The organism is Micromonospora sp. NPDC048907 (assembly GCF_055586885.1).
The window spans coordinates 258623-284155 of record NZ_JBVJHI010000006.1; the positions used below are offsets into that span (position 1 = coordinate 258623).

Consider the following 25533-nt stretch of genomic DNA (forward strand, 5'->3'; position numbering starts at 1 on the left):
AGTTTAGAAGTCGGGAACGGTGCGATGAAGATCGTCGAAGCCAGCGGGCTGGGGCTGCGCACCCGCCGCGGCTGGGTCTACCGCGAGGTCGACCTCACGGCCGAGGCCGGGGAGCTGCACGCCGTCACCGGTCCGCCGGGCAGCGGGCGTACCTCGCTGCTGCTCGCCCTGGCCGGGCGCTTCCCGCACACCCACGGCGAGCTGCGCCGGCGGGGTCCGGCCGCGCTCGGGCAGGTCGCCGGGGTGCACGAGCCCGACCCCACGCTGACCGTCGCCGAGCACATCCAGGAACGGCTGCTGCTGCTCGGGCCGGTGCCGCGCCGCCGCCGGCAGCTCGTCCCGGTCGCCGCCGTGCGGGCCCGGCGGGCCTACCGGCGCGACGCCCTCGCCGCCGCCCTCGCCGGCGCCGGCTTCACCGACGACCCACTCGACCCCGACCGGTACGGCCGCGACCTCACCCCCGTGGAGCGGCAGGTGCTCGGGCTGGTGCTGGCCAGCCTCAGCGGCCCGAGCCTGATCGTCGCCGACGACGTGGACGCCGGCGCCGACGCGCCCGAGCGGGCGTGGATCTGGGCCGCACTGGCCCGCCTCGCCGACCAGGGGTACGCCGTGGTCGCCAGCGCCCGCGCCGTCGAACCGGGCGCGACCGCGATCACCCACCGGATCGGCGACCCGACCCTGCCCACCCCCGCCCTGGCTTCCGAGGTGACCGCATGAGTGTCGTACGACTCGCGCTGTTCGAGCTGCGCCGGATGACCCGGGGCCGGCTGCCGCGCGCCGCGCTCGCCGTCCTCACCGTCATCCCGCTGCTCTACGGCGCCCTCTACCTCTACGCCTTCTGGGACCCGTACGGGAACCTCGACCGGATCCCGGTGGCCCTGGTCAACGCCGACCGGCCCGCCAAGGCGAGCGACGGCAGCGAGGTGCACGCCGGCCGCGACCTCACCGACGAACTGCTCGACCGTAAGGTCTTCGGCTGGACGGTGACCGACCCGGCCGACGCCACCGACGGGCTCCGCGACGGCCGCTACCACCTGGTCTTCTCCATCCCGGCCGACTTCTCGGCCACCCTGGCCGCCAGCCCCGAGCCGGACCGGCCGGCGCGCCGGGGCGAACTGAAGGTGGTCAACGACGACGCCACCAACTACCTCTCCGGGCTGCTCGCCCGCTCCGCGTTCAGCGAGATCCGGGCCGCCGCCGCCGAGAGCACCGCCGCGTCGTACTTCGACAAGATGCTCATCGGCTTCACCGACGCCAAGGCCGAGACCGGCCGGGCCGCCGACGGCGCCGACCAGATCCACGACGGCCTCGGCACCTCGCAGGACGGCGCCGGGCAGCTCGCCGACGGGCTGGGCACGGCCGAGGACGGCGCCGGGCAGCTCGCCGGCGGGCTGAACACCTCCGTGCAGGGGGCGACCAGGCTGGCCACCGGCCTGGACCAGCTCTACACCGGGGCGGCGCAGATCGCCGACGGCGCCAACCGGGCGGCCACCGAGACCCGCGCCGCCGCCCAGCAGGTCGACGCCGCGGCGGACAGGTACGAGCCGCTGCTCCGGCGCAACGCCACCGACATCCAGCGGGCCGCCACGCTGGTCGCCGAGGGCGCGCAGGCGCTCGCCGACGGCCTCGACGCGCTGCCGGCCCGGGCCGACGAGGTGGTCGGCCAGGCGGAGAAGGTGCGCGACCGGCTCGACGCGCTGGTCGAGGAGCACCCCGAACTGGCCGACGACCCGAACCTGGTGGCCGCCCGCAAGGCCGCCGACCAGGCGGTCACCGCCTCCCGGGCCATGGTCGCCGCGCTGGACAGGACCGACCTCGCCGCGCTGAAGAAGCAGATGACCGAGGTGGCGCAGACCGCCCGCGAGGTGGCCGCCGCCGCGCCGCACCTGGCCGACGACGTCGCCACGGCCCGCGCAAAGGTCGACCAGCTCGCCACCGGGCTCACCACCCTGGCCCAGGGCAGCGCGAAGCTCCGCGACGGGCTCGGCGACGCCGCGGACGGCGCCGACCAGCTCCGGGGCGGCCTCTACCGGCTGGCCACCGGGGCTCGCCAACTCGACGGCGGCCTGGCCCAGCTCAGCACCGGCAGCAACCGCCTCGCCGACGGGCTGACCAAACTGGAGGGCGGTGCCGGCGACCTCGCCGACGGGCTTGCCGCCGGGGAGAGGAAGCTGCCCGGGTACGACGACGCGGGCAGCCGCGCCGACGTCCTCGGCGACCCGGTCGGGCTGATCCGCCACTCCGACCACCCGGCCGGCTCGTACGGGGTGGGCTTCGCCCCGTACTTCCTGGCCCTGGCGCTCTGGGTCGGCGCGATGATCACGTACATGCTGCTGCGGCCGGTGAACCGGCGGCACGTGATGTCCGGCGCCCCCGGCTGGCGGGTCGTACTCGCCGGCTGGCTGCCCGCCGCGGCGATCGGGCTGGCCCAGGTCGCGGTGCTCTACACGGTGGTCACCCTGGCGCTGGGCCTCGACCCGCGGCACGGGCCGGCGACCGTCGGGCTGCTCGCGCTCACCTCGCTGGCGTTCACCGCGATCATGCAGCTCCTCGGCGTCGCGCTCGGCCCGGCCGGCCGGCTCGCCGCGCTGGCCCTGCTCATGCTCCAGCTCACCTCCTCCGGCGGCACCTACCCGGTGCAGACCTCGCCCGGCTTCTTCCAGGCCATCCACCCGTGGCTGCCCATGACGTACGTGGTGGGCGGCCTGCGGCACACGATCAACGGCGGGCCGGCCGGGCCGGTGGTCACCGGGGCGCTGGTGCTGCTCGCGTTCGGCGCGGGCGGCCTGGCGCTCACCGTCGGCGCGGCCCGCCGCTCCCGCCGGCTCACCCCGGCCAGACTGCACCCCGAACTGACCATGTGAGGATGGGCGGGTGACGGACGGACGGACCCGCCGACGGGAGGACACCCGCCAGCGCCTCTTCGTGGCGGCGGTCGAGCTCATCGCCGAACAGGGCTTCTCGGCCACCACGGTCGACGACATCGCGACCCGGGCCGGCGTGGCGAAGGGGACCGTCTACTACAACTTCGAGTCCAAGACGGTCCTGTTCGAGGAGCTGCTGCGGCACGGCATCGGCCTGCTCACCGCCGAGTTTCGGGCCGCCGTCGCCGGGCTGCCGCCCCGCGAGGCGCTGGCCGCCCTGGTCCGCGCCGAGCTGGACTACATCCGCCGCTACCGGGCCTTCGCCCAGCTCCTGCTGTCGGAGATGTGGCGCACGAACCGGGAGTGGCAGCAGACCCTGCGGCTGCTGCGCGGCGAGGCCATCGAGGTGATCGCGGAGACCGTACGCGCCGGGGTGGCCAGCGGCGACCTCCCCGCCGACCTGGACGTGCGCACGGCCAGCTCGGCGCTGTTCGGCGTCGGGCTGGTGGTGGCCGTGGACTGGCTGGTCTTCCAGCCCGACCGGCCCATCGAGGACGTGCAGGAGGCGCTGCTCGGCATCGTCCGCCGGGTCGCCCAGACGTGACACCGCGGCGGTAAATCGTTTGAACGGCGTGGCCGGCCGGGTGAGGCTGGGGGTACCGCCCCCACCGACCCGAGTCCGGAGGACTTTTCATGCGCCTGCTCCGCGACCTCTGGGCCACCGCACCGCGTCGGATGGCGGTCGTCCTGCTGTTGATCCTGCTCGGCGCCGGCGGCCAGGCCGCCGCCTCGGCGCTGGCCGGGCCGGTGCTGGTGCACCGCTCGTCCGGCTGGTTCACGGCGCTGGCCGTGGCGCTGGTCGCCGCCGTGGTCACCGACCTGCTCATCGGGCTGCTGATGGCCGGCCTCACCGCCGACTGGTCCGCCGACGTCCGGCGCCGGCTCTGCCGGGTCGCGCTCGGGCAGGACCTGCCCACCCTGGAGACCACCCCGGTCGGCGAGCTGCTCGACCGGATCGACAACGACGTCTACCAGGTCGCCGCCGAGATGCGGAACACCGGCGTGCGGCTCGTGCAGGGCGTCGCCGTCTGCCTGCTCGCCACGGTCAGCGCGCTTGTCGTCTGGTGGCCCGCCGGTGTCGGGATGATCCTGCTCACCGCGCTGCTCGGCGTGGCGCTGCGCGGTCCCACCGCCCGGATCGCCCCGGCCCGGATGGTCGAGGAGGAGGCCTGGTCCGACCTGGCCGCCGTCATGGAGGAGGCGGTGCACGGCCAGGACGACGTGCGCACCAGCCTGGCCCGCCCGTACGTGCTGCGCCTCTACGCGCGGCGCGCCGCCGAGGTGATCTCCCGGGGCGGCCGGGTCTTCCGGCTGTCCGCCCGGGTCACTGCGCTGGCCGCCGGCGGCGTCCGGGTCGGCATCGCCGCCGTGGTCCTGGCCGGTGCGTGGGCGCTGGCCACCGGCCGGGTGGACGCCGCCCGGCTCACCGCGATCTGGCTGCTCGCCCTGGCCTTCGGCGCGACCGTCGAGCACATCGCCCGCTGGGTGCCGCATCTGCAACAGGCGCTCGGTGCCTGGGCGCGGGTGCAACTGCTCGCCGACTCCCGGCAGGAGCCGACCGGCGGCGCGGCCCCGGTCGACGGTGACCTGACCGTCCGCGGGCTCACCTTCCGCTACCCCGCCACCGGCGAGGACCGCGGCCCGGCGCTGCGCGACGTCAACCTCACCTTCGCCCGCGGCCGGTCCTACGCCCTGGTCGGCCGCACCGGATCCGGCAAGTCGACGCTTGCCAAGGTGCTCACCCGGGCCGTGGACGTGCCCCGCGGCACCGTCCTCCTCGGCGACACCGACCTGGTCGACCTGGACGTCGAGGCCCTGCGCCGGTGGATCGCCGTGGTGCCGCAGCGCACCGAGATCCTGGCCGGCACGCTCGCCGAGAACGTCGCGCTCTTCGACCCGGACCTGCTCGACGACGCCACCCGGGCGCTTGCGGAACTCGGGCTGGCCGGCTGGATCGCCGAACTCCCCGACGGCGTGCACACCCGGCTCGGCGAGGGCGGGCACGTGCTCTCCGCCGGGCAGGAACAGCTCGTCGCGTTCGCCCGCATCCTGGTCCGCGACCCGCACGTGGTCATCCTCGACGAGGCCACCGCACGGCTCGACCCGGTCACCGAGAACCGGGTACGCCAGGCCACCGAACGGCTGCTCACCGACCGGATCGGCATCGTCATCGCGCACCGGCTCTCCTCGGTGCGCCGCTGCGACGAGGTCGTGGTGATGGCCGACGGGGCGGTGCTGGAGGCCGGCCCGCTGCGCGAGTCGGCCCGCTTCGCCGAGCTGCTGGCCACCAGCCACGCCAGCGCGTACGCGGGCGCCGGCGCCCGCCGTGGCGGGGTGGAGCTGCTGGACGGCCCCGACGGGTGGCCCGACGAGCCGGCCGAGACGACGGTCCCGGCCACCGCGCCCCGCCGGGTCGCCGTGCCGCGCACCGACCCGCCGCCGCTGCCCGCGCCACCGCCCGCGCGGACCCTGCGGGAGATCCTGCGGCTCGGCACCAACGACCCGCGGTACGGGCTGGTCTCCGTCTGCCTGTTCATCGTGATGACCCTGCTCGGGCTGGACGGCTCGGTGCTGCCCTGGCTCTGGGCCGAGGTGGTCGGCGGGGGAGACCCGTGGCTGCCGGCGCTCGGCATCGTCGCCGCGCTGCTCGTGGTGCTGCCGCTGCCGTACCTGACCAACCTGTGGTTCCCGCAGTGGTGGATCCGGCAGATGCTGCGCATCAGCGCGCGGCTGGTGCACGGGCAGACCGGGGCCCGCCGGGTCAGCGGGCACACCCCGGCCGAGGTGGTGGCCCAGGGCGGCGACACCGACCGGGTGGTGCAGCTCGCCGACAACCTCATGGACCAGTTCATCTCGCTGGCCATCGTGATCACCATGACCCTGGTGACCGGCAGCGTCGTACCCGCGCTGTTCTTCGTCGGGACCATGGTGGTCTCCGGGCTGGCGGCGACCCTGTTCGGGCCGCGGCTGGAACGCACGGCCGGCGGCACCGTCAAGGCCCGCGCCGCCTTCGCCACCGCCCTGGTCTCCTCGCTGTCCGCCGCCCGCACGGTGAAGCTCGCCGGCGCCACCCGCCCGGTGCTGCACCACCTCGCGAAGCTGGACACCGTGCGCAGCGACCGGCAGCGGCGGGAGATCGCCATGCAGGTGTGGGCCCGTTCCACCCCGTCGATCGCCAGCGGCCTGCTGCCGATCGGGGCGTGGGCGCTCTACCTGACCGGCGGGCTCTCCGCCGGTGCGACCCTGGTCGCCGTCTCCACCCTCGGCGCGGCCCGCTGGTTCGCCTGGACCACCGCGTCCCTGGTGTCGCACTACCCGTCGGCCCGGGTGTGGACCAGGCGGACCGTCGCGATGACCGGGGTGGCCACCTACTCGGCGTCCGTACCCGGGCTGGACCTGGCCGCCGGCACCGCCCCGGCGCCGGAACCGCCGCGGCGGCACCCGCTGCGCCGGCTGGAGCTGACCGGCTTCGGGGCGCTGCACTCCGACGGCACCCTCGCCGTCCGCGACGTCGACCTGACCGTCGAGCGCGGGCAGCTGGTGCTGGTGGTCGGGCCGGTCGGCGCGGGCAAGTCGTCGCTGCTGCGGGCCCTCGCCGGGATCGTGCACCACACCGGCACGCTGCGCTGGAACGGCGAACCGGTCACCGAGCCGGAGCTGTTCCTCCGCCCCAGCCAGGTCGGCTACGTGGGGCAGCTGCCCCGGGTGCTCTCCGGCACGGTGGCCGACAACATCGCGCTCGGGCACCAGGTGGACGCCGCCGGCGCGGTGTCGACCGCCCAGCTCGACCACGACCTGGCGGCCGCCGGGGGCGGGCTCGGGCTGCTCATCGGGCACAAGGGCACCCGGCTCTCCGGCGGGCAGCTCCAGCGGCTGGCGCTGGCCCGGGCGCTCGCGCCGCGGACCGAACTGCTGGTCGCCGATGACGTCTCGTCCGCGCTGGACGTGACGACGGAGCTGGCGCTCTGGGCGGCGTTGCGCGAGCACGGGGTGACGGTGGTCGGCTCGACCGCGAAGCGGGCGGCACTGGTACGCGCGGACCACGTGGTGGTGCTGGTCGACGGCACCGTGGCGGCCCAGGGACCGTGGCCGGACCTGGAGTCCCGCTGGGGCCACCTGGCCGGCTGATCCCCGGTGGGGTCAGCCGGCCGGGCCACCTGGCCGGCTGATCCCGGGTGGGTCAGAAGGCGCGGGTGTACTGGTGGGGCCAGGTGGGGGCCTGGGTCAGTTTCGCGGCGGCGCGGTGGGGCCAGTACGGGTCGCGGAGGAGTTCGCGGCCGAGGAGGACCAGATCGGCCTCGCCGGTCGCGACGATCTGCTCGGCCTGCTCGGGCTCGACGATCAGGCCGACGGCGCCGGTCGGCACGCCGGCCTCGCGGCGGATCCGGGCCGCGAGGGGCACCTGGTAGCCGGGGCCGACCGGGATGCTCGCCCGGGTGGCGGCGCCGCCGGAGGAGGTGTCCACGAGGTCGACGCCGGCGGCGGCCAGCTCGCCGGCGAGCGCCACGCTGTCCTCGACGGTCCAGCCGCCGTCCGCCCAGTCGGTGGCGGAGATCCGGGTGAGCACCGGCACGACCTCGCCGACCGCGGCGCGGACCGCCCGGGCCACCTCCAGGGTCAGGCGCATCCGGCCGGCGCGGTCGCCGCCGTAGCCGTCGGTGCGGTGGTTGGTGAGCGGCGACAGGAACTCGTGCAGCAGGTAGCCGTGCGCGGCGTGGATCTCCACGGCGGCGAAGCCGGCGTCGAGGGCCCGGCGGGCGGCGGTGGCGAACGCCCCGACCACCCCGGCGATGCCGGCCTCGTCGAGCGCGGTGGGGGTGCGGTAGTCGGGCAGGAACGGCTCGACGCCGGGGCCGACCGGGGTCCAGCCGCCCTCGGCGTCCGGGACGCCGCCCTTGCGCTCGGCCCACGGCCGGTACGTCGACGCCTTGAACCCGGCGTGCGCGAGCTGCACGGCCGGCACCGACCCCTGGGCCGTGATGAAGGCGGTGATCGGCCGCCACGCGTCGGCGTGCGCGGCGGACCAGAGCCCGGTGTCCTGGGGGCTGATCCGCCCCTCGGGGACCACGGCGGTCGCCTCGGTGATGATCAGTCCGGCGCCGCCGACCGCGCGGGAGCCGAGGTGGACGCGGTGCCAGTCGGTGGGCAGGCCGTCCGGCCCGGCGCTGTACTGGCACATGGGGGCGAGCGCCACCCGGTTGGGCAGGGTGACGCCGCGCAGGGTGAGCGGGGTGAACAGGGCACTCATACGGTCATCCTTCAACAGGCGTCGGGGGAGGGCCGAAGCCCTCCCCCCGAGATCGGATGCTCAGGCGGCCACGGGGGTGAGCTGCTCACTCTCCGGGGCGTCGATGAGGTCGCGCTTGCCGGCCGACTCGTACGCGGCCCGGTCCAGGGTGCCCTCGCGGGCGGCCACGACGGTCGGCACCAGGGCCTGGCCGGCCACGTTGGTGGCGGTGCGGATCATGTCCAGGATCGGGTCGATGGCCAGCAGCAGGCCGGCGCCGGCCAGCGGCAGGCCCAGCGTGCTGAGGGTCAGGGTGAGCATGACGATCGCGCCGGTCAGGCCCGCCGTGGCGGCGGAGCCGACCACCGAGACGAAGGCGATCAGCAGGTAGTCGGTGACGCCCAGGTGCACCCCGAAGACCTGCGCCACGAAGATCGCGGCGAGGGCCGGGTAGATGGCGGCGCAGCCGTCCATCTTCGTGGTGGCGCCGAACGGCACGGCGAAGGAGGCGTACTCGCGGGGGACGCCGAGGCGCTCGACCGAGCGCTGGGTCACCGGCATGGTGCCCACCGAGGAGCGGGACACGAAGGCCAGCTCGATGGCGGGCCAGGCGCCGGCGAAGAAGCGCAGCGGGTTGAGCCGGCCGGCGGCGATGAGCACCACCGGGTAGACCACGAACAGCACGATGGCGCAGCCGACGTAGACGGCGGTGGTGAACTTGGCGAGCGGGGCCAGCAGGTCCCAGCCGTACGAGGCGACGGCGTTGCCGATGAGGCCGAGGGTGCCGATCGGGGCGAGCCGGATGACCCACCAGAGCGCCTTCTGCACGATGGCCAGCACCGAGCGGTTGAGGCTGACGAACGGTTCGGCCGCCTCACCGATGAGCAGCGCGGCGGCGCCGATCACCAGGGCGAGGAAGACGATCTGGAGCACGTTGCCCTCGACGAACGCGCCGACCGGGTTGGTGGGCACGATGCCGGTGAGGAAGTCGGTCCAGGAGCCGGTCTTCTTCGGCGCGGTGGCGCCGGACAGGTCGAGGGTGACGCCCTTGCCCGGGTTGGTCAGCAGGCCGAGGCCGAGGCCGATGCCGACCGAGATCAGCGCGGTGATGCCGAACCAGAGCAGCGTCTTGAGCGCCAGCCGGGCGGCGTTGGCCACGCCGCGCAGGCTGACCACGCTGACCACGATGGCGGTGAAGACGAGCGGCGGCACGGCCAGCTTGAGCAGCTGGACGAAGAGGCCGCCGACGGTGTCGAGGGTGCTCGTCAGCCAGGCGAGGTCGTTGGCGCGGGCGAGGAAGCCGAGCGCCACGCCGAGGACGAGGCCGAGCAGGATCTGCACGGAAAAGGGAATCTTGCGCAGGGCGGAAGCCATGGGGATCTGTCCAAGGTCTGGTGGCGGGTGAACGGGGCAGCGTCAGGAGAGCGGCTGCGCCGGACAGATGCCGCTGGCCTGCCGTCGGAGGTCGACGTACAGGCGCACGGTGAGGTGCCAGACGTTGGTCATCGCCTGCCGAGGCTACTCCCGGTCGGCTCCCAGCCGGAAGGATCGATCGGGGTGACGCTCCTTACATCATGATCGGCGGTGCGCCAGGCCCAGCACGGCGGCGGTGGCCAGACCCCACCCGACGGCCACGGCGAGCAGCAGCCGCTCCAGCACCCCGACCAGGCCGCCGCGCCCGACCAGCAGCATGGCCAGCCCGACCGCCCCGGACAGCGGCAGCGCCAGGGCCGCACCCACCCCGGCGACCCGGCGCAGCGCCCGCCCCGCCGCCGGCCGCCGGACCACCGCCAGCATGGCGAAGACCACGGCGGCCGTGGCCCCGATGCTCGCGCCGCCGTGCACCAGGTCGGCCACCGTGGCGGCCTCGAACGGCGGCAGCGGGCAGCCGGTGGAGCAGGTCACCGCCCCGGACAGGGCCGTGCCGGCCGCGCCGGCCACGAGCAGCGCGGCCGCGGCCCGCAGCGCCGGGGGCAGCGCCGCGGCGAGCAGCAGCAGCGCCGCCGCCAGGGCGAACACCCCGATCCGGTACGCCCCGGCGTACGCGCTGTCGGTGACGCCGGCCTCGCTGACGTACCCGGTCAGGCCCGGGCCGGGACCGGCGGCCACGGCGACCGTCACGGCGACCGCCCCGGCCACGACGCAGCCGGCGGCGGCGGACGCGGCGGCGGCCCGGAGGACGCCGGGGTCAGCCACGCCCGTGCGGCGTGGTCCAGCCGGACAGGTCAGGACCGAGCGGCACGATCCGGGTCGGGTTGATCATCTCGTGGGTGGCGTAGTAGTGCCGCTTGATGTGGTCGAAGTCGACGGTCTCGCCGAACCCCGGGGTCTGGAACAGGTCCCGGGCGTACGCCCAGAGGACCGGCATCTCGGTCAGCTTCTGCCGGTTGCACTTGAAGTGCCCGTGGTACGCCACGTCGAAGCGGACCAGCGTGGTGAACAGCCGCACGTCGGCCTCGGTGAGCTGCCCGCCCATGAGGTAGCGCTGCCCGGACAGCCGCTCCGACAGCGCGTCCAGCCGGGCGAACAGCGCCGTGTACGCCTCGTCGTAGGCCTCCTGCGAGGTGGCGAAGCCGCACCGGTAGACGCCGTTGTTGACGTCCCGGTGGATCTCCGCCATCAGCGCGTCCATCTCGGGGCGCAGCTCGACCGGGTAGAGATCCGGCGCGCCCGGCTTGTGGAACCGCCGCCACTCGGTGGAGAAGTCGAGGGTCAGCTGCGGGTAGTCGTTGGTGACCACCCGGCCGGTCAGCGTGTCGACAAGCGCCGGCACGGTCACCCGGCCGGTGTAGTCGGGGTCGGTGGCCAGGTACGCGTCGCTGAGGAACCCGATGCCGAGCACCGGGTCGAAGCCATCCTGGTCGAGGCTGAACCGCCAGCCCCGCTCGTCCCGGATCGGGTCGACCGTGCCCAGCGAGATCACCTCGTCGAGCCCGAGCAGGCCGCGCACGATCCGGGCCCGGTGCGCCCACGGGCACGCCCGGCACCAGACCAGCCGGTAGCGGCCCGCCTCCAGCGGCCAGCGGCCCTGGTCGTCGGGGCCGCCGCCCTCGGGTGAGGTGGAGTGCGGGGTGACCCGACCGGTGAACCGGTTGGGCTGGCGGACGAACGCGCCGCCGCCGGCGGTCTCTGCGCTGAACTGGGCCTGGGCCATGCGGCCAACCTATCCGTTCCGGGCGCGGATATCCTGGCGCCGGGTGTCCCCGCGACCCGGCGGGCGACCCCTCACCACCCCCGTCCACCCCCCGAAGGACTGAGCGCCGATGACCGTCGCATACCTCGTGGCCGGTGTCCGCACCCCGATCGGCCGGTACGCCGGCGCCCTCGCCGGGGTCCGCCCCGACGACCTGGCCGCGCACGTGATCCGCGAGCTGGTCGCCCGCCACCCCTCGGTGGACTGGGCCCGCACCGACGACGTGATCCTGGGCTGCGCCAACCAGGCCGGCGAGGACAACCGCAACGTGGCCCGGATGGCGGCGCTGCTCGGCGGGCTGCCCGAGGAGGTGCCGGGCAGCACCGTCAACCGGCTCTGCGGCTCCGGCCTGGACGCCCTCGCCACCGCCGCCCGCGCCGTCGTGGCCGGTGAGGCCGACCTGCTGGTGGCCGGCGGGGTGGAGAGCATGAGCCGGGCGCCGTTCGTGATGCCGAAGGCGACCACCCCGTACGCCCGCACCGCCGAGGTCTACGACACCACCATCGGCTGGCGGCTGGTGAACCCGCTCATGAAGAAGGGCTGGGGCGTCGACTCGATGCCGGAGACGGCCGAGAACGTCGCCGCGGACTTCGGCGTCGACCGGGCCGCGCAGGACGAGTTCGCGTTCCGCTCCCAGCAGCGGGCCGCCAAGGCGCAGGCCGACGGCCGGCTGGCCGAGGAGATCGTGCCGGTGACCGTGCCGGCCGGCAAGCGGGAGACGAAGCTGGTCGAGGCCGACGAGCACCCCCGGGAGACCTCGCTGGAGAAGCTCGCCGCGCTGCCCACCCCGTTCCGCGAGGGCGGCACGGTGACGGCCGGCAACTCCTCCGGCGTCAACGACGGCGCGGTGGCCCTGCTGGTCGCCTCCGCGGCGGCCGTCGAGCGCTACGGCCTCACCCCGCTGGCCCGGGTACGCGGGGCGGCGGCCGCCGGCGTACCGCCGCGGATCATGGGCATCGGGCCGGTCCCGGCCACCCGCAAGCTGCTCGACCGGCAGGGCCTCGGCCTGGCCGACCTCGACGTGATCGAGCTGAACGAGGCGTTCGCCGCCCAGTCGGTGGCGGTGCTGCGCGAGCTGGGGCTGCCGGAGGACGCCGAGCACGTCAACCCGAACGGCGGGGCCATCGCGCTGGGCCACCCGCTCGGCGCCAGCGGCGCCCGGCTGGCCCTCACCGCCGCGCTGGAGCTGCGCCGCCGGGGTGGCCGGCGGGCCCTGGCGACCATGTGCATCGGCGTCGGGCAGGGCATCTCGCTGCTGCTGGAGTCGGCGGGCTGACGGCGGGCGGGCCCACGGTCGAAAGTGGATCTCCCGTTCCCGGGTGTGCCCGCCTAGAGTGGTGTGGACCACACCATGCCGCGGGTCGGCCCGGTCGCCGGGCTGCCCGCGCGGCGACGACCTGGGGGACCGAGCGATGCAGACGCCGGACGGACTTCCCGCCGAGATCGACCTGAGCCGGCCCAGCGCCGCCCGGGTCTACGACTACTTCCTCGGCGGCGCGCACAACTTCGAGATCGACCGGCAGCTCGCCGAGCAGATCGCCGCCATGACGCCGAACCTGGCGGCCACCATGCGGTCCGGGCGGGAGTTCCTGCGCCGGGCCGTCCGGGTGCTGCTCGACGCCGGCATCGACCAGTTCCTCGACATCGGCTCGGGGATCCCCACCGTCGGCAACGTGCACGAGGTGGCCCAGGCGGCCAACCCGGAGGCCCGGATCGTCTACGTCGACATCGACCCGGTCGCCGTGGCGCACAGCCGGGAGCTTCTCTCCGGCAACGAGCGGGCCACCGCGCTCCTGGCCGACCTGCGGGAGCCGAAGCTGATCCTCGACCAGGCCCGGGCCAGCGGCCTGATCGACTTCGACCGCCCGGTCGGCATCCTGCTCGCCGGGGTGGTGCACTTCATCCCCGACGAGGACCGGCCGGGCGACATCCTGGCCACCCTGCGGGCCGCCGCGGCGCCCGGCAGCTTCCTGGTCATCTCGCACTCGACGTTCGAGGACCAGCCGCAGGAGATGCTCGACGCGCAGCGGTTGTCGGCGCGTACCGCCACCGAGATCACCCTGCGTTCGCGCGCCGAGATCACCGGTTTCTTCGGCGACTGGACGGTGCTCGAACCGGGTGTCGTGCACATGCCGCTCTGGCGGCCCGATTCGCCGTCCGACGTGGACGAGCACCCCGAGCGGTTCGGGGCGTTCGGCGGCGTCGCCCGGCACGACCGGACGGCCGGCTGACCTGACATGCCCGCCCCGGACCCCGACGGGGGCGACCTCAGCCGGCCGGGCGCCGCGGCGTACGCCGCCGAGTGGGCCCGGTCGGTGCGGCGCATCGGGTTCGTCCCGCTGAGCGCCGCCGAGACCGAGCGGCTGCTGCTCGCGCACACCGTCCGCCTCGGCCGGGCGCTGCTCGCCCCGACGTTCTCCGCCCAGCCGGCGGAGGACGTCGGGCGGGCCCTGGTCGAGGCGCACCTCACCGAGCCCGGGGTGCTCGACTGGTCGGTGCGGGCGCTCGGCGACCGCTTCCTGTCCTGGGTGCTGCCCGCCCAGGTGGAGTTGCCGGAGGTGCGGGAGCGGATCGCGGCCATGCAGGGCGCGTTCGCCGCCGGCTTCGGCCGGGCGCTGCGCGACCGGGTGTTCAGCCAGCAGGAGCGGATCGCCCGCTCGGCCTGGCAGGCCCGGGACGCGGTGGAGCAGGCGCTGCGGGACAGCGAGGCGCGGTTCCGGGCGGTCTTCACCGGCGCGGCGATCGGCATCGGCATCGCCGGTGTGGACGGCCGGATCATCGAGGTCAACCAGTCCTTCGCGGACATGCTCGGCTACACCGCCGCCGAGCTGCGGGAGCTGACCGTCGACGGGCTGTTCCACCCGGACGACGCCGCCGGCATGTGGGAGCTCTACCAGGAGCTGGTCGAGGGCAAGCGGGACAGCGTCCGGGTGGAGAAGCGCTACTACCGCAAGGACGGCAGCGTGGTCTGGACCGACCTGGCCGTTTCCCTGATCCGCCACGACGACGGCCGCCCGCGGTTCACCGTGGCGATGATCGAGGACATCACCGAGCGCTACCAGCTCCAGCAGCGGCTGCGCTTCCAGGCGCTGCACGACCCGCTCACCGGCCTGCCCAACCGGACGCTCTTCTTCGAGACGCTCGGGCAGGTGTTCGACACCGCCGGGGCGGAGCAGCGGGTCGGGCTCTGTTTCATCGACCTGGACGGCTTCAAGGCGATCAACGACAGCCTCGGCCACGACCTGGGCGACCGGCTGCTCAAGGTGATCGGCCGCCGGCTGGCCGAATGCGTGTCGGGCCGCGGCCACCTGGTCGCCCGGATGGGCGGCGACGAGTTCGTCATCCTGGTCGACTCCGACGGCGGCCTCGACGACGCGGTGGAGGTCGCCGAGCTGGCCCTGGCCGCCGTCTCCGCCCCGGTGCACGTCGGCGACCAGCAGCTCGCCGTGTCGGCCAGCATCGGCATCGTCGAGTGCCCGGCCGCCGAGACCAGCGTCTCCGAGCTGATGAAGGCCGCCGACACCACGCTCTACTGGGCCAAGGCGGAGGGACGGGGCCGCTGGGCGGTGTACGACCCGGAGCGCAGCGCCGCCGACATCGCCCGGTCGGCGCTGGCCTCCAACCTGCCGGCCGCGCTGGACCGGGGCGAGTTCGTGCTGCACTACCAGCCGATCGTCTCGCTTGTCGACGGCGCCATGGTGGCGGTGGAGGCGCTGGTCCGCTGGCAGCACCCGGAGCTGGGGCTGCTCGGGCCGGACCGGTTCATCGGGCTCGCCGAGGAGACCGGCCTGATCGTCCGGCTCGGCGCCTGGGTGCTCCGCCAGGCGTGCCGCGACGCGGAGAGCTGGCGGCGGGCGTACCCGGAGGCGCGGCTCATGGTCAACGTCAACCTGGCCGCCCGGCAGGCCGACGACCCGGCCATCGTGGAGACCGTCGCCGAGGCGTTGCAGCACACCGGGCTTCCCGCCGAGCTGCTGCAGCTGGAGCTGACCGAGAGCGCTGTGATGGGCACCGCCGGGGAGCCGCTGCGCGCCCTGCACCAGCTCGCCGACCTCGGGATCCGGCTGGCCATCGACGACTTCGGCACCGGCTACTCGAACCTGGCGTACCTGCGGCGGCTGCCGATCCACTGCCTGAAGCTGGCCGGCCCGTTCGTGGAGGGGATCCGGGGCGACGGGGCGGACGTGGTCGCCGACCACCGCGACGAGCGGATCGTGGACGCGCTGGTCCGGCTGGCCCACGCGTTGGAGCTGTGGGTGACCGCCGAGGCGGTGGAGACCGAGGAGCAGGCCGAGCGGCTGCGGTCGCTGCGCTGCGACACCGGGCAGGGCCGCTGGTTCGGCCCGCCGGTGCCCGCGGCCGACATCCGCGGGCGGCTCGAGGGTACGCAAGGGGCCCAGGGGAGCCCTTCGCGCCTCCCGGAGCAGCGCGCGGGGCGTGCGCAGGCCAGGGAGGAGACGCGGTGAGCCTGGGCGATTCGCAGGCGGTGGTGTCGGTGGTGGCCGCGCTGGCGATCCTGGCCGGGCTGGCCGGGGTGCTGGTGCCCGGGCTGCCGGCGCTGCCGCTCTGCTGGGGCGGCGTGCTGGTGTGGGCGATCTTCGGCGACGCCGGGCCGGGCCGGTGGGCGGTGCTGGCCGCCGCCACCGTGGTCGCCGTGGGCGGCGGCGTGGTCAAGTACCTCTGGCCGGGGCGGAACCTGAAGCGGACCGGGGTGCCCACCTCGTCGCTGCTGGCCGGCGGCCTGCTCGGCCTGGTCGGCTTCTTCGTCATCCCGGTGGTCGGCCTGCCGATCGGCTTCGTCGGCGGGATCTGGGGCGCGGAACGGCTGCGGCTGGGCAGCAACCAGCTCGCCTGGCCGGCCACCGTGCAGGCGCTGAAGGCGGCCGGTCTGTCGATGCTCGTCGAGTTCCTGGCCGGGCTCGTCATCGCCGTGCTCTGGGTGGCCGGGCTGCTGTTCGCCTGACCGGCTCGGGACAGCGGTCCGCCGCTTCCGGCGGTTAGGGTCGCAACGTGCGGATCACCGTCCTCGGTGGGCTCGGCGCCTGGCCCACCGCCGAGCAGTCGTGCTCCGGCTTCCTGGTCGAACACGCGGGCTTCCGGCTGCTGATCGACCCGGGGTACGCGACCCTGCAACCGCTGCTGGCGCGGGTCCCCGCGGCGCACGTCGACGCGGTGTACGTCAGCCACGGCCACCCGGACCACTGCGCGGACCTGCAACCGTTGCTGCGGGCCAGGGTGCTCGCCGACCGGGACTGCCCGCCGCTGCCCGTGTACGCGCCCGCCGGAGGTCTGGACCGCCTGCTCGCGATCGACGAGCCGGGCCTGGTCGACGGGGCATACCGGTTGTCCGCCCTCGTCCCGGGGGAGGTGTTCGATCTGGGGCCGTTCCGCGTGGACACCTGGTCGCTGCCGCACTGGGTGCCCAACGTCGGCGCCCGGTTCACCGGCCCGGACGCCGTACTGGCCTACACCGGGGACACCGGGCCCAGCCCGCACCTCATCGAGTTGGCCCGGGACGCCGACCTGCTCATCGCCGAGGCGACGTATCCGGTGGAGATCCCGGAACGGCATGCCGGCAACCTGTCCAGCGCCGCCGAGGTGGGCCGGTACGCCGATGCCGCCGGTGCGCGCCGGGTGCTGCTCACCCACCTGTGGCCGGGGACCGACCCGGCGGAGGCGGTCGCGGCGGCGCGGCGCGGGTACGCCGGCCCGGTCGACGTCGCCAGGCCGGGCCTGGTGCGCACTGTCGGAAGGTGATGGAGCGACGGCGCGGGCGTCCGGGGGTACAGCGAACCGCCGTACTTCAGTGAGAGAGAGGTGGACGCCGCGCGCCGCCGCGGGCCGGGCGGTGCCGAGCGCCCGGCGGTCGGCCCGTCGCGATCGGGCCTGGTCACGGGCTCAAGGATGCCCCGGAACGGACCGGCGCGGCAACGCAATTAGCCGTGCCGGCCGTGAGATTCCCACGGCTGCCGTATTGACCGCCTTGATCGGCGGGATCACACTTTGCCCACTCGCACCGGGGAACCCACCTCGAGGAGGTGTGCAGTGGCCACGACGCCCGCGCCGACCGCCGAGCAACCGATGGACGACGACGCCCGACGGCTCGCCGAACTCGGCTACAAACAGGAGCTGCACCGCAAGTGGAGCGGCTTCTCCAACTTCGCCATCTCGTTCTCGATCATCTCGATCCTGGCCGGCTGTTTCACCACCTTCGGCCAGGCGTGGAACAACGGCGGTCCGGTGGCCATCTCCTGGGGCTGGCCGCTGATCTCACTGTTCATCCTGATCATCGGCTTCTGCATGGCCGAGCTGGTGTCCGCCTACCCGACCGCCGGCGGCATCTACTGGTGGGCCGCCACCATGGGCCGGCCGGTGCACGGCTGGTTCACCGGCTGGCTCAACCTGATCGGCCTGGTGGCCGTGACCGCCTCGGTCGACTACGGCTGCGCCACCTTCCTCAACCTGACCCTCTCGGCGCTCTTCGACGGCTGGGCCGGCACGGCACACCAGACCTTCGGCCTGTTCGTGGTGATCCTCGCCCTCCACGGGCTGATCAACATCTACGGGCACCACATCATCGACGTACTCCAGAACGTCTCGGTCTGGTGGCACGTGGCCGGCGCGGCCGCGGTGGTGCTCATCCTGCTGCTGGTCCCCGACGACCACCAGAGTTTCAAGTTCGTCTTCACCGAGCGGTTCAACAACTCCGGCTTCGGCGACGGCGACACCGGCGGGCTCACCTTCTGGTTCTACGTGCTGCCGCTCGGTTTCCTGCTCACCCAGTACACGATCACCGGCTTCGACGCCTGCGCGCACGTCTCCGAGGAGACCCGCGGCGCCTCGAAGGCCGCCGCGCAGGGCCTCTGGCGGTCGATCTTCTACTCGGCGGTCGGCGGCTGGATCCTGCTGCTCGCCTTCCTCTTCGCGGCCACCGACGTGGACGCGATCAACTCCGCGGGCGGCTTCTCCGGGGCCATCTTCGAGTCCGCGCTGACCCCGTTCTTCTTCAAGGCCGTCATCATCATCTCCACCATCGGCCAGTTCTTCTGCGGGATGAGCTGCGTGACCTCGATGTCCCGGATGGCGTACGCGTTCAGCCGGGACCGCGCGGTGCCGGGCTGGCGGCTCTGGTCGCGGGTGAACCGCAACGGCACCCCGGTCAACGCGATCATCGCGGCCACCCTGGCCGGCCTGGTGCTCACCCTGCCCGCGCTCTACCAGAAGGCCGGCGTGCCGGTCGCCTTCTACGCGGTGGTCTCGGTCGCGGTGATCGGCCTGTACCTGTCGTTCCTCATCCCGATCTTCCTGCGGCTGCGGATGGGGGACCGCTTCGTCCCCGGCCCGTGGACGCTGGGCCGGCGGTACCGGCTGCTCGGCTGGATCGCGGTGATCGAGATCGCGATCATCAGCGTCTACTTCGTCCTGCCGATCGTGCCGGCCGGCGTGCCCGGCAACGCGGACTTCACCTGGACGGCCGTGAACTACGCCCCGCTCGCCATCGGCGGGGTGCTGCTCGGTGTGGCCGTCTGGTGGTACGCCTCGGCCCGGAAGTGGTTCACCGGCCCCCGCCGCACCGTCGACGTGCCGGAACAGCGACCCGCGCCGGCCGACGAACCGGCCTGATCCCTCCCCGCCGGCGCCGGCTCACCCGGCGCCGGCGAGGAGCGCGGGCGGCCGGGGCTGCCGCGGCCCGGCCGGGAAGCGGAGGATCCGGTCGTCGTCCGCCGCCGGGCTGCCCCGCCCGTCGCGGTTGCTGGTGGCCACCCAGAGCGCGCCGTCCGGCGCCACCTCGACGGTACGCAGGCGCCCGTACGTCCCCGGCAACACGGCGGTCGGGGTGCCGACCCGACCGGCGGCGTCGACGGGTACGGTCCAGAGCCGCGCTCCGCGCAGCGCCGCGACGAACAGCGTGCCGGCGGTGAAGGCGGCCCCGCTCGGTGACGCCTCCGCGGGGGACCAGACGACGACCGGGTCGCGGAACCGGGGGTCGCCGGCGCGGCCCTCGACGACCGGCCAGCCGTAGTTGCCGCCCGGCACGATCCGGTTCACCTCGTCCCAGGTGTTCTGGCCGAACTCGGTGGCGAACAGCCGCCCGCGCCGGTCCCAGGCGAGACCCTGCACGTTGCGGTGACCGTAGCTCCAGACCAGCGAGCCGGGGAACGGGTTGCCCGCCGGCACCCGGCCGTCCGGCCGCATCCGCAGGATCTTGCCGTTGCGGCTGGCCAGGTTCTGCGCGTTGGCGGGCACGACGGCGTCGCCGATGCCGGCGTAGAGCATGCCGTCCGGGCCGAACGCGATCCGGCCGCCGTCGTGGGCGGCGGCCCGGGTGACGCCGCTGAGGATCACCTGGAGCGACCGGGGCGCGTCGAGCCGGAACCGCGCGATCCGAATGTCCGAGGCGGTCGTGAAGCAGACGTAGACGAGCCGGTCCCGGCGGAACGTGGGGGAGACGGCCAGCCCGAGCAGGCCCGCCTCGCCACCGGCGATCACCCCGGGGATCCGGGCGACCTCACGGGGCGCGGCGCCGGGCCGGACGCGTACGACGGTGCCCCGGTTGCGCTGGGCCACCAGCGCGCTGCCGTCGGGCAGGAAGTCGAGCCCCCAGGGCGCCTCCAGGCCGGTGGCGACCACCTGCGGGTTCGTGAAGTCGAAGCGGGCTGTGGCGGGCGGGTGTCCCCGCCCGGCCGGCGGCTGCCGGTCCGCCCGGGCGTCGGTGACGCCCGTCCCGACGGCGAGCACGGCGGCGACCGCGGCGACGATCCGGCGCATCTGGACTCCTCGGGGCTCGTTCCGGACCGCGCCCGGGACGTTGACGGTGATCCGGTTTCCGGTCGGCCCTCGGGTGCGGCCTCCTGCTCGGAAAAACGCCTCTGACCTGGGAAGAGTTGCGGGTCACCCGGGCCGGCCGCTGCACCCGGTCGCCCGTGCGGGGCGGCGACCCACAGTGTCGTAGGGGTCGGGTACAACCAAGCTCCCCTCCCGCGGACGGCGCGTGAGGTTCCCGTGCTCCCTCAGCCCTCCGGGCGGGAAGGCAGTGGCTCGCCGCCCCGAGCCCAGGTGCCCGATGACGGACAAGATCGACTTCAAGAGGACCCTCGACGCCTACCAGGCCCGAGCGGGCCGGTTCCGGGTGGTGGACGTGCCCGACCTGAGCTATCTCATGATCGACGGCCACGGCGACCCCAACACCTCGCCCGCCTTCGCCGCGGCGGTCGAGGCGCTCTACCCCGTTGCGTACAAGCTGAAGTTCGCCAGCAAGCGGGACCTCGGGCGGGACTACGTCGTCCCGCCCCTGGAAGGCCTGTGGTGGGCCGAGGACATGGCCTCCTTCACCGCGGCCCGGGACAAGTCGCAGTGGGACTGGACGTTGATGCTCATGGTCCCGGACTGGCTCGACCGGGCCATGGTCGGCGCCGCCGTCGAGCAGGCCGGGGCGAAGAACCGGCCGGCGCGGCTGGACGACGTGCGGCTGGCGACGCTGTCCGAGGGGCGGTGCGTGCAGATCCTGCACGTCGGCTCCTTCGACGACGAGGCGGACGTGCTCGCCCAGTTGCACGACGAGGTCATCCCCGGGCAGGGGTTCCGCATGGCCGGCACGCACCACGAGATCTATCTCAGCGACTTCCGGAGGGTCGCACCGGAGAAGCAGCGCACGATCCTCCGGCAGCCGGTCGCCACCGCGGCCGCGCCCGGTGAGCGCGGCTGACCGGCTGCCGTGCCCGGCCGATCGCGTTTGCGACGGTGGCCGCAGGGGGCATTGACGGTGATCCGGTTCTGCCAGTAGACCTTGGTGATGGAGGCGCGCCGATGAGGAAAGCTCCGCTCACGCTGGAACAGCTGCGCGTCGCGGTCACCGAGGGCGAGATCGACACGGTGGTGCTCGCGCTGACCGACATGCAGGGCCGCCTCCAGGGCAAGCGCTTCCACGCCCCCTACTTCCTGGACCAGGTGGTCGCGCACGGCAGCGAGGGCTGCAACTACCTGCTCGCCGTGGACGTCGACATGAACACCGTCGACGGCTACGCCATGTCGAGCTGGGAACGCGGCTACGGCGACTTCGCCATGCGACCCGACCTGACCACGCTGCGCCGGGTGCCCTGGCAGCCCGGCACCGTCATGCTGCTGGCCGACCTGGAGTGGCTGGACGGCTCTGGCCCGGTGGTCGCCTCGCCCCGGCAGATCCTGCGCCGGCAGCTCGACCGGCTGGCCGCACACGGGCTGACCGCGTACGCGGGCACCGAGCTGGAGTTCGTGCTGTTCCGCGACTCGTACGAGGAGGCGTGGCGGCGCGGCTACCGCGAGCTGACCCCGGCCAACCAGTACAACGTGGACTACTCCCTGCTCGGCACCGCCCGGGTGGAGCCGCTGCTGCGCCGGATCCGCACCGAGATGGCCGGCGCCGGGCTGACCCCGGAGAGCGCCAAGGGGGAGTGCAACCTCGGCCAGCACGAGATCGCGTTCCGCTACGACGAGGCGGTGGCCTGCGCGGACCACCACGTCATCTACAAGAACGGGGCGAAGGAGATCGCCGCCCAGGAGGGCATGTCGATCACCTTCATGGCCAAGCCGAACGCGCGGGAGGGCAACTCCTGCCACATCCACTTCTCGCTGCGCGACGGCGACGGTCGCTCGGCCATGCTCGGCGACGGGCCGGCGCACCTGTCGGTCACCGGGCAGCGGGTGCTGGCCGGACTGCTCGCCACCATGCGGGAGTTCAGCCTGCTGTTCGCGCCCAACATCAACTCCTACAAGCGGTACCAGCCCGGCTCGTTCGCCCCGACCGCCCTGCGCTGGGGCACCGACAACCGCACCTGCGCGCTGCGGCTGGTCGGGCACGGCCAGGGGATGCGGGTGGAGAACCGGGTGCCCGGCGCCGACGTCAACCCGTACCTGGCGATCGCCGCGCTGGTCGCCGGGGCGGTGCACGGCATCGAGCGGGAGCTGGAGCTGGGTGAGGAGTGCCGCGGCAACGCGTACGACGACGCCGGTGCCGAGCGGGTGCCCGGCACGCTGCGCGACGCCCTCGGGCTGTGGGAGTCCTCGGAGACGGCCCGGGAGGCGTTCGGCGCCGAGGTGGTCGACCACTACGCCAACAACGCGCGGGTGGAGCTGGCCGCCTTCGACGCCGCCGTCACCGACTGGGAGCTGGTGCGTGGCTTCGAACGCCTCTGACCTTGCGCTCGGGGCGCCGCCAGGAGAAGGGTGGGGCGCGTGACCCAGGTGATCAATCCGGCGACCGGTGAGCCGCTGCGCGAGGTGCCGGCCACCTCGCTCGCGGAGACGGACGCGGCCGTCGAGCGGGCGGCGGCGGCCTTCGAGACGTGGCGGGCGGTGGCGCCGGGGGACCGGGCGCGGCTGCTGCGGCGGTTCGCGGCCGTGGTCGACGCGCACCGGGAGGAGCTGGCGCTGCTGGAGGTGCGCAACGCCGGCCACACGATCGGCAACGCGCGCTGGGAGGCCGGCAACGTCCGGGACGTGCTCGACTACTACGCGGGCGCTCCGGAACGGCTGACCGGGCACCAGATCCCGGTGCCCGGCGGGCTCGACGTCACGTTCCACGAGCCGCTCGGCGTGGTCGGCGTGATCGTGCCGTGGAACTTCCCCATGCCCATCGCCGGCTGGGGATTCGCCCCCGCGCTCGCCGCCGGCAACACCGTGGTGCTCAAACCGGCCGAGCTGACCCCGTTGACCGCCCTCCGCCTGGCCGAGCTGGCCCTCGACGCCGGCCTGCCCGAGGGCGTGTTCACGGTGCTGCCCGGCCAGGGCGGCGTGGTGGGCGAGCGGTTCGTCACCCACCCGGCGGTCCGCAAGGTCTGCTTCACCGGCTCCACCGAGGTCGGCACCCGGATCATGGCGGGCTGCGCCGCCCAGGTGAAGCGGGTGACGCTGGAGCTGGGCGGGAAGTCCGCCAACCTCGTCTTCGCCGACGCCGACCTGGCGAGGGCCGCGGCCACCGCGCCCGCCGCCGTCTTCGACAACGCCGGCCAGGACTGCTGCGCCCGCTCCCGCATCCTGGTCCAGCGCCCGGTGTACGACCGCTTCCTGGAACTGCTCGAACCGGCCGTGCGCGGGTTCCGGGTCGGGGACCCGGCCGCCGAGAGCGCCGAGATGGGCCCGCTGATCTCCGCCGGGCACCGGGACCGGGTCGCCGGGTACGTCGACGGAGCGAAGGTGGCCTTCACCGGCGAGCGGCCCGACGGCGCCGGTTTCTGGTACGCCCCGACCGTGCTGCTCGCCGACTCCCCGGCCGACCGGCACTGGCGGGAGGAGATCTTCGGCCCGGTGGTCTCGGTGCTCCCGTTCGACGACGAGGCGGACGCGATCCGCCTGGCCAACGACACCGAGTACGGCCTCTCCGGCTCGATCTGGACCCGGGACGTGGGCCGCGCGGTCCGGGTGGCCCGGGCGGTCGAGTCCGGCAACCTCAGCGTCAACTCGCACTCCTCGGTGCGCTACTGGACGCCGTTCGGCGGGATGAAGCGCTCCGGCCTGGGCCGGGAGCTGGGTCCCGACGCGCTGCACGCCTTCACCGACGTCAAGAACGTGTTCATCAGCACGGAGGAGTGAGATGCAGGGACGGCTTCAGGACCGGGTCGCCGTGGTGACCGGGGCGGGCAGCGGGATCGGCCTGGCCACCGTGCGGCGGTTCGCCGCCGAGGGGGCCCGCGTGGTCTGCGTGGACATCGACGCGGAGGCGGGCAAGCGGGCTGCCGACGAGGTGGCCGGCGAGTTCGTCGCCGCCGACGTGGCCGACGAGGCGGCCGTCCGGGACCTCTTCGACGGGGTGGCCGAGCGGCACGGCCGGGTGGACGTGGCGTTCAACAACGCCGGCATCTCGCCGCCGGACGACGACTCGATCCTGGAGACCGGGCTGGACGCCTGGGAGCGGGTGCTGCGGGTCAACACCACAAGCGTCTACCTCTGCTGCAAGTACGCCATCCCGCACATGCGCCGGCAGGGCAAGGGCTCGATCATCAACACCGCCTCGTTCGTGGCGCTGATGGGGGCCGCGACGTCGCAGATCGCGTACACGGCGAGCAAGGGCGGGGTGCTGGCGATGACCCGGGAGCTGGGGGTGCAGTTCGCCCGGGAGGGCATCCGGGTCAACGCGCTCTGCCCCGGCCCGGTGGCCACCCCGCTGCTGCTGGAGCTGTTCGCCAAGGACCCGGAGCGGGCCGCCCGCCGCCTGGTCCACGTGCCGATGGGCCGGTTCGGCAACCCCGAGGAGATCGCCGCCGCGGTGGCGTTCCTGGCCAGCGACGACGCCTCGTTCATGACCGCCGCGCAGTTCGTGGTGGACGGCGGGATCACCGGGGCCTACGTGACACCGCTATGAGTCGGCCGCTGATCGGCGTCACCGCATACGTCGAGCCGGCCGGCTGGGCGGTGTGGCGGGACGTGCCGGCGGCGCTGCTGCCGCAGGCGTACGTCCGGGCGGTGACCGCGGCCGGCGGCCGGGCCGTGGTGCTGCCGCCGGACGACGTCGACGCCGACGTGCTGCGGGTGCTGGACGGGCTCCTGCTGGCCGGCGGCGCCGACGTCGGCCCGGAGCGGTACGCCGCCACGCCCGACCCGCGCACCGAGAGCCGGCCGGACCGGGACGCCGGCGAGCTGGCGCTGCTGACCGCCGCGCTCGCCGCCGACCTGCCGGTGCTCGGCGTCTGCCGGGGCATGCAGCTGCTCGCGGTGGCCCACGGCGGCACGCTGCACCAGCACCTCCCGGACGTGGTGGGGCACGACGGCCACCGCCCCGCCCCCGGCGTGTACGGGTCGCATCCGGTCCGGTTCGCCCCCGGCAGCCTGGCCGGGGCCGTGATGGCCGGGGTGGACCGGGTCAACTCGTACCACCATCAGGGGGTGGCCGACCCGGGCGGCCTGGCCGTGACCGGCTGGGCCGACGACGGGGTGGTGGAGGCCGTGGAGGATCCGGCGCGGCGCTTCCTGCTCGGTGTGCAGTGGCACCCGGAGAACGACGCCGATCCCCGACCCGTGACCGCCCTGGTCGACGCGGCGGCCGGCACCGCCCCGGCCGACCCCGCGCCCGCTCGACTCGCCGCCGGCCACCGGTTGCGTCAGGATGAGGCCTAGGTAACCAGCGTCCAACCGGCGGCATGCGTTACGTTGCTCGTCCGTCGGGGTAGTAGGCGGGGACGACCGGCGTGATCGCGCCGGTCGTCGTGGACATGGCC

The 25533-nt window shown here is 74.3% G+C and carries 19 protein-coding genes and 1 pseudogene; 15 read left to right on the plus strand and 5 right to left on the minus strand.

The annotated features are described in order from the left end of the window. Nucleotides 1-24: 24 nt before the first annotated feature. From ACZ6PY_RS22705 to ACZ6PY_RS22720, 4 genes are all read left to right on the plus strand, one after another. Nucleotides 25-717, plus strand: a complete 693-nt coding sequence (locus ACZ6PY_RS22705) for an ATP-binding cassette domain-containing protein (RefSeq protein WP_466074886.1) — start codon at nucleotides 25-27, stop codon at nucleotides 715-717. Beyond that, complete coding sequence (locus tag ACZ6PY_RS22710) at nucleotides 714-2864, plus strand: YhgE/Pip family protein (RefSeq protein WP_466074887.1); 2151 nt, start codon at nucleotides 714-716, stop codon at nucleotides 2862-2864. Before ACZ6PY_RS22705 ends, ACZ6PY_RS22710 begins: the two co-directional genes overlap by 4 nt. A gap of 10 nt (nucleotides 2865-2874) precedes the next feature. Next, on the plus strand, nucleotides 2875-3468 hold the full coding sequence (locus ACZ6PY_RS22715; RefSeq protein WP_154225200.1) for a TetR/AcrR family transcriptional regulator: 594 nt from the start codon (nucleotides 2875-2877) through the stop codon (nucleotides 3466-3468). A gap of 89 nt (nucleotides 3469-3557) precedes the next feature. Beyond that, a complete protein-coding gene (locus ACZ6PY_RS22720) occupies nucleotides 3558-7052 on the plus strand; it encodes an ATP-binding cassette domain-containing protein (protein ID WP_466074888.1) in 3495 nt (1164 codons plus the stop codon). Nucleotides 7053-7104: 52 nt separating this feature from the next. Here ACZ6PY_RS22720 and ACZ6PY_RS22725 read toward each other — a convergent pair whose 3' ends face one another. The 4 genes and pseudogenes from ACZ6PY_RS22725 to ACZ6PY_RS22740 all read right to left on the minus strand — a co-directional run bounded on the left by ACZ6PY_RS22725 (nucleotide 7105) and on the right by ACZ6PY_RS22740 (nucleotide 11305). Continuing rightward, a complete protein-coding gene (locus ACZ6PY_RS22725; protein ID WP_466074889.1) occupies nucleotides 7105-8172 on the minus strand; it encodes an NADH:flavin oxidoreductase/NADH oxidase in 1068 nt (355 codons plus the stop codon). Between the two features lie 60 nt (nucleotides 8173-8232). Then, a complete protein-coding gene (locus tag ACZ6PY_RS22730) occupies nucleotides 8233-9513 on the minus strand; it encodes a dicarboxylate/amino acid:cation symporter (RefSeq protein ID WP_466075223.1) in 1281 nt (426 codons plus the stop codon). Between the two features lie 210 nt (nucleotides 9514-9723). Then, nucleotides 9724-10290, minus strand: a complete 567-nt coding sequence (locus ACZ6PY_RS22735; RefSeq protein ID WP_466074890.1) for a DUF998 domain-containing protein — start codon at nucleotides 10288-10290, stop codon at nucleotides 9724-9726. Further along, nucleotides 10269-11305, minus strand: a pseudogene (locus tag ACZ6PY_RS22740) (glutathione S-transferase family protein). Before ACZ6PY_RS22740 ends, ACZ6PY_RS22735 begins: the two are co-directional and overlap by 22 nt. A 109-nt stretch (nucleotides 11306-11414) precedes the next feature. On the opposite strand from ACZ6PY_RS22740, the gene pcaF reads away from it, so the two are divergent. The 6 genes from pcaF (at nucleotide 11415) to ACZ6PY_RS22770 (ending at nucleotide 18967) form a co-directional block, all read left to right on the plus strand. Next, the gene (gene pcaF, locus ACZ6PY_RS22745) at nucleotides 11415-12620 is read left to right on the plus strand and encodes a 3-oxoadipyl-CoA thiolase (protein ID WP_466074891.1); all 1206 of its coding nucleotides are present in this window, start codon (nucleotides 11415-11417) and stop codon (nucleotides 12618-12620) included. 136 nt (nucleotides 12621-12756) lie between these two features. Continuing rightward, the gene (locus tag ACZ6PY_RS22750; protein WP_466074892.1) at nucleotides 12757-13575 is read left to right on the plus strand and encodes an SAM-dependent methyltransferase; all 819 of its coding nucleotides are present in this window, start codon (nucleotides 12757-12759) and stop codon (nucleotides 13573-13575) included. 6 nt (nucleotides 13576-13581) lie between these two features. After that, nucleotides 13582-15810: a putative bifunctional diguanylate cyclase/phosphodiesterase gene (locus tag ACZ6PY_RS22755; protein WP_466074893.1), complete on the plus strand. Its 2229-nt coding sequence runs from the start codon at nucleotides 13582-13584 to the stop codon at nucleotides 15808-15810. Then, a complete protein-coding gene (locus ACZ6PY_RS22760; protein ID WP_466074894.1) occupies nucleotides 15807-16307 on the plus strand; it encodes a DUF456 domain-containing protein in 501 nt (166 codons plus the stop codon). The genes ACZ6PY_RS22755 and ACZ6PY_RS22760 overlap by 4 nt, the downstream gene beginning before the upstream one ends. A 47-nt stretch (nucleotides 16308-16354) precedes the next feature. Next, the gene (locus ACZ6PY_RS22765) at nucleotides 16355-17101 is read left to right on the plus strand and encodes an MBL fold metallo-hydrolase (protein ID WP_466074895.1); all 747 of its coding nucleotides are present in this window, start codon (nucleotides 16355-16357) and stop codon (nucleotides 17099-17101) included. Nucleotides 17102-17389: 288 nt separating this feature from the next. Continuing rightward, a complete protein-coding gene (locus ACZ6PY_RS22770) occupies nucleotides 17390-18967 on the plus strand; it encodes an amino acid permease (RefSeq protein ID WP_466074896.1) in 1578 nt (525 codons plus the stop codon). Nucleotides 18968-18988: 21 nt separating this feature from the next. Here ACZ6PY_RS22770 and ACZ6PY_RS22775 read toward each other — a convergent pair whose 3' ends face one another. Continuing rightward, nucleotides 18989-20113: a PQQ-dependent sugar dehydrogenase gene (locus tag ACZ6PY_RS22775; protein ID WP_466074897.1), complete on the minus strand. Its 1125-nt coding sequence runs from the start codon at nucleotides 20111-20113 to the stop codon at nucleotides 18989-18991. Between the two features lie 295 nt (nucleotides 20114-20408). Here ACZ6PY_RS22775 and ACZ6PY_RS22780 point away from each other — a divergent pair, with 295 nt between their 5' ends. The 5 genes from ACZ6PY_RS22780 to ACZ6PY_RS22800 all read left to right on the plus strand — a co-directional run bounded on the left by ACZ6PY_RS22780 (nucleotide 20409) and on the right by ACZ6PY_RS22800 (nucleotide 25432). Beyond that, nucleotides 20409-21050, plus strand: a complete 642-nt coding sequence (locus ACZ6PY_RS22780; RefSeq protein ID WP_466074898.1) for a GyrI-like domain-containing protein — start codon at nucleotides 20409-20411, stop codon at nucleotides 21048-21050. Nucleotides 21051-21151: 101 nt separating this feature from the next. Continuing rightward, nucleotides 21152-22516, plus strand: a complete 1365-nt coding sequence (locus ACZ6PY_RS22785) for a glutamine synthetase family protein (protein WP_466074899.1) — start codon at nucleotides 21152-21154, stop codon at nucleotides 22514-22516. A gap of 39 nt (nucleotides 22517-22555) precedes the next feature. Beyond that, a complete protein-coding gene (locus ACZ6PY_RS22790) occupies nucleotides 22556-23911 on the plus strand; it encodes an aldehyde dehydrogenase family protein (protein WP_466074900.1) in 1356 nt (451 codons plus the stop codon). 1 nt (nucleotide 23912) lies between these two features. Continuing rightward, the gene (locus tag ACZ6PY_RS22795; protein ID WP_091268577.1) at nucleotides 23913-24680 is read left to right on the plus strand and encodes a 3-oxoacyl-ACP reductase; all 768 of its coding nucleotides are present in this window, start codon (nucleotides 23913-23915) and stop codon (nucleotides 24678-24680) included. Next, complete coding sequence (locus tag ACZ6PY_RS22800; RefSeq protein WP_466074901.1) at nucleotides 24677-25432, plus strand: gamma-glutamyl-gamma-aminobutyrate hydrolase family protein; 756 nt, start codon at nucleotides 24677-24679, stop codon at nucleotides 25430-25432. Before ACZ6PY_RS22795 ends, ACZ6PY_RS22800 begins: the two co-directional genes overlap by 4 nt. The last annotated feature ends 101 nt before the right edge of the window (nucleotides 25433-25533 follow it).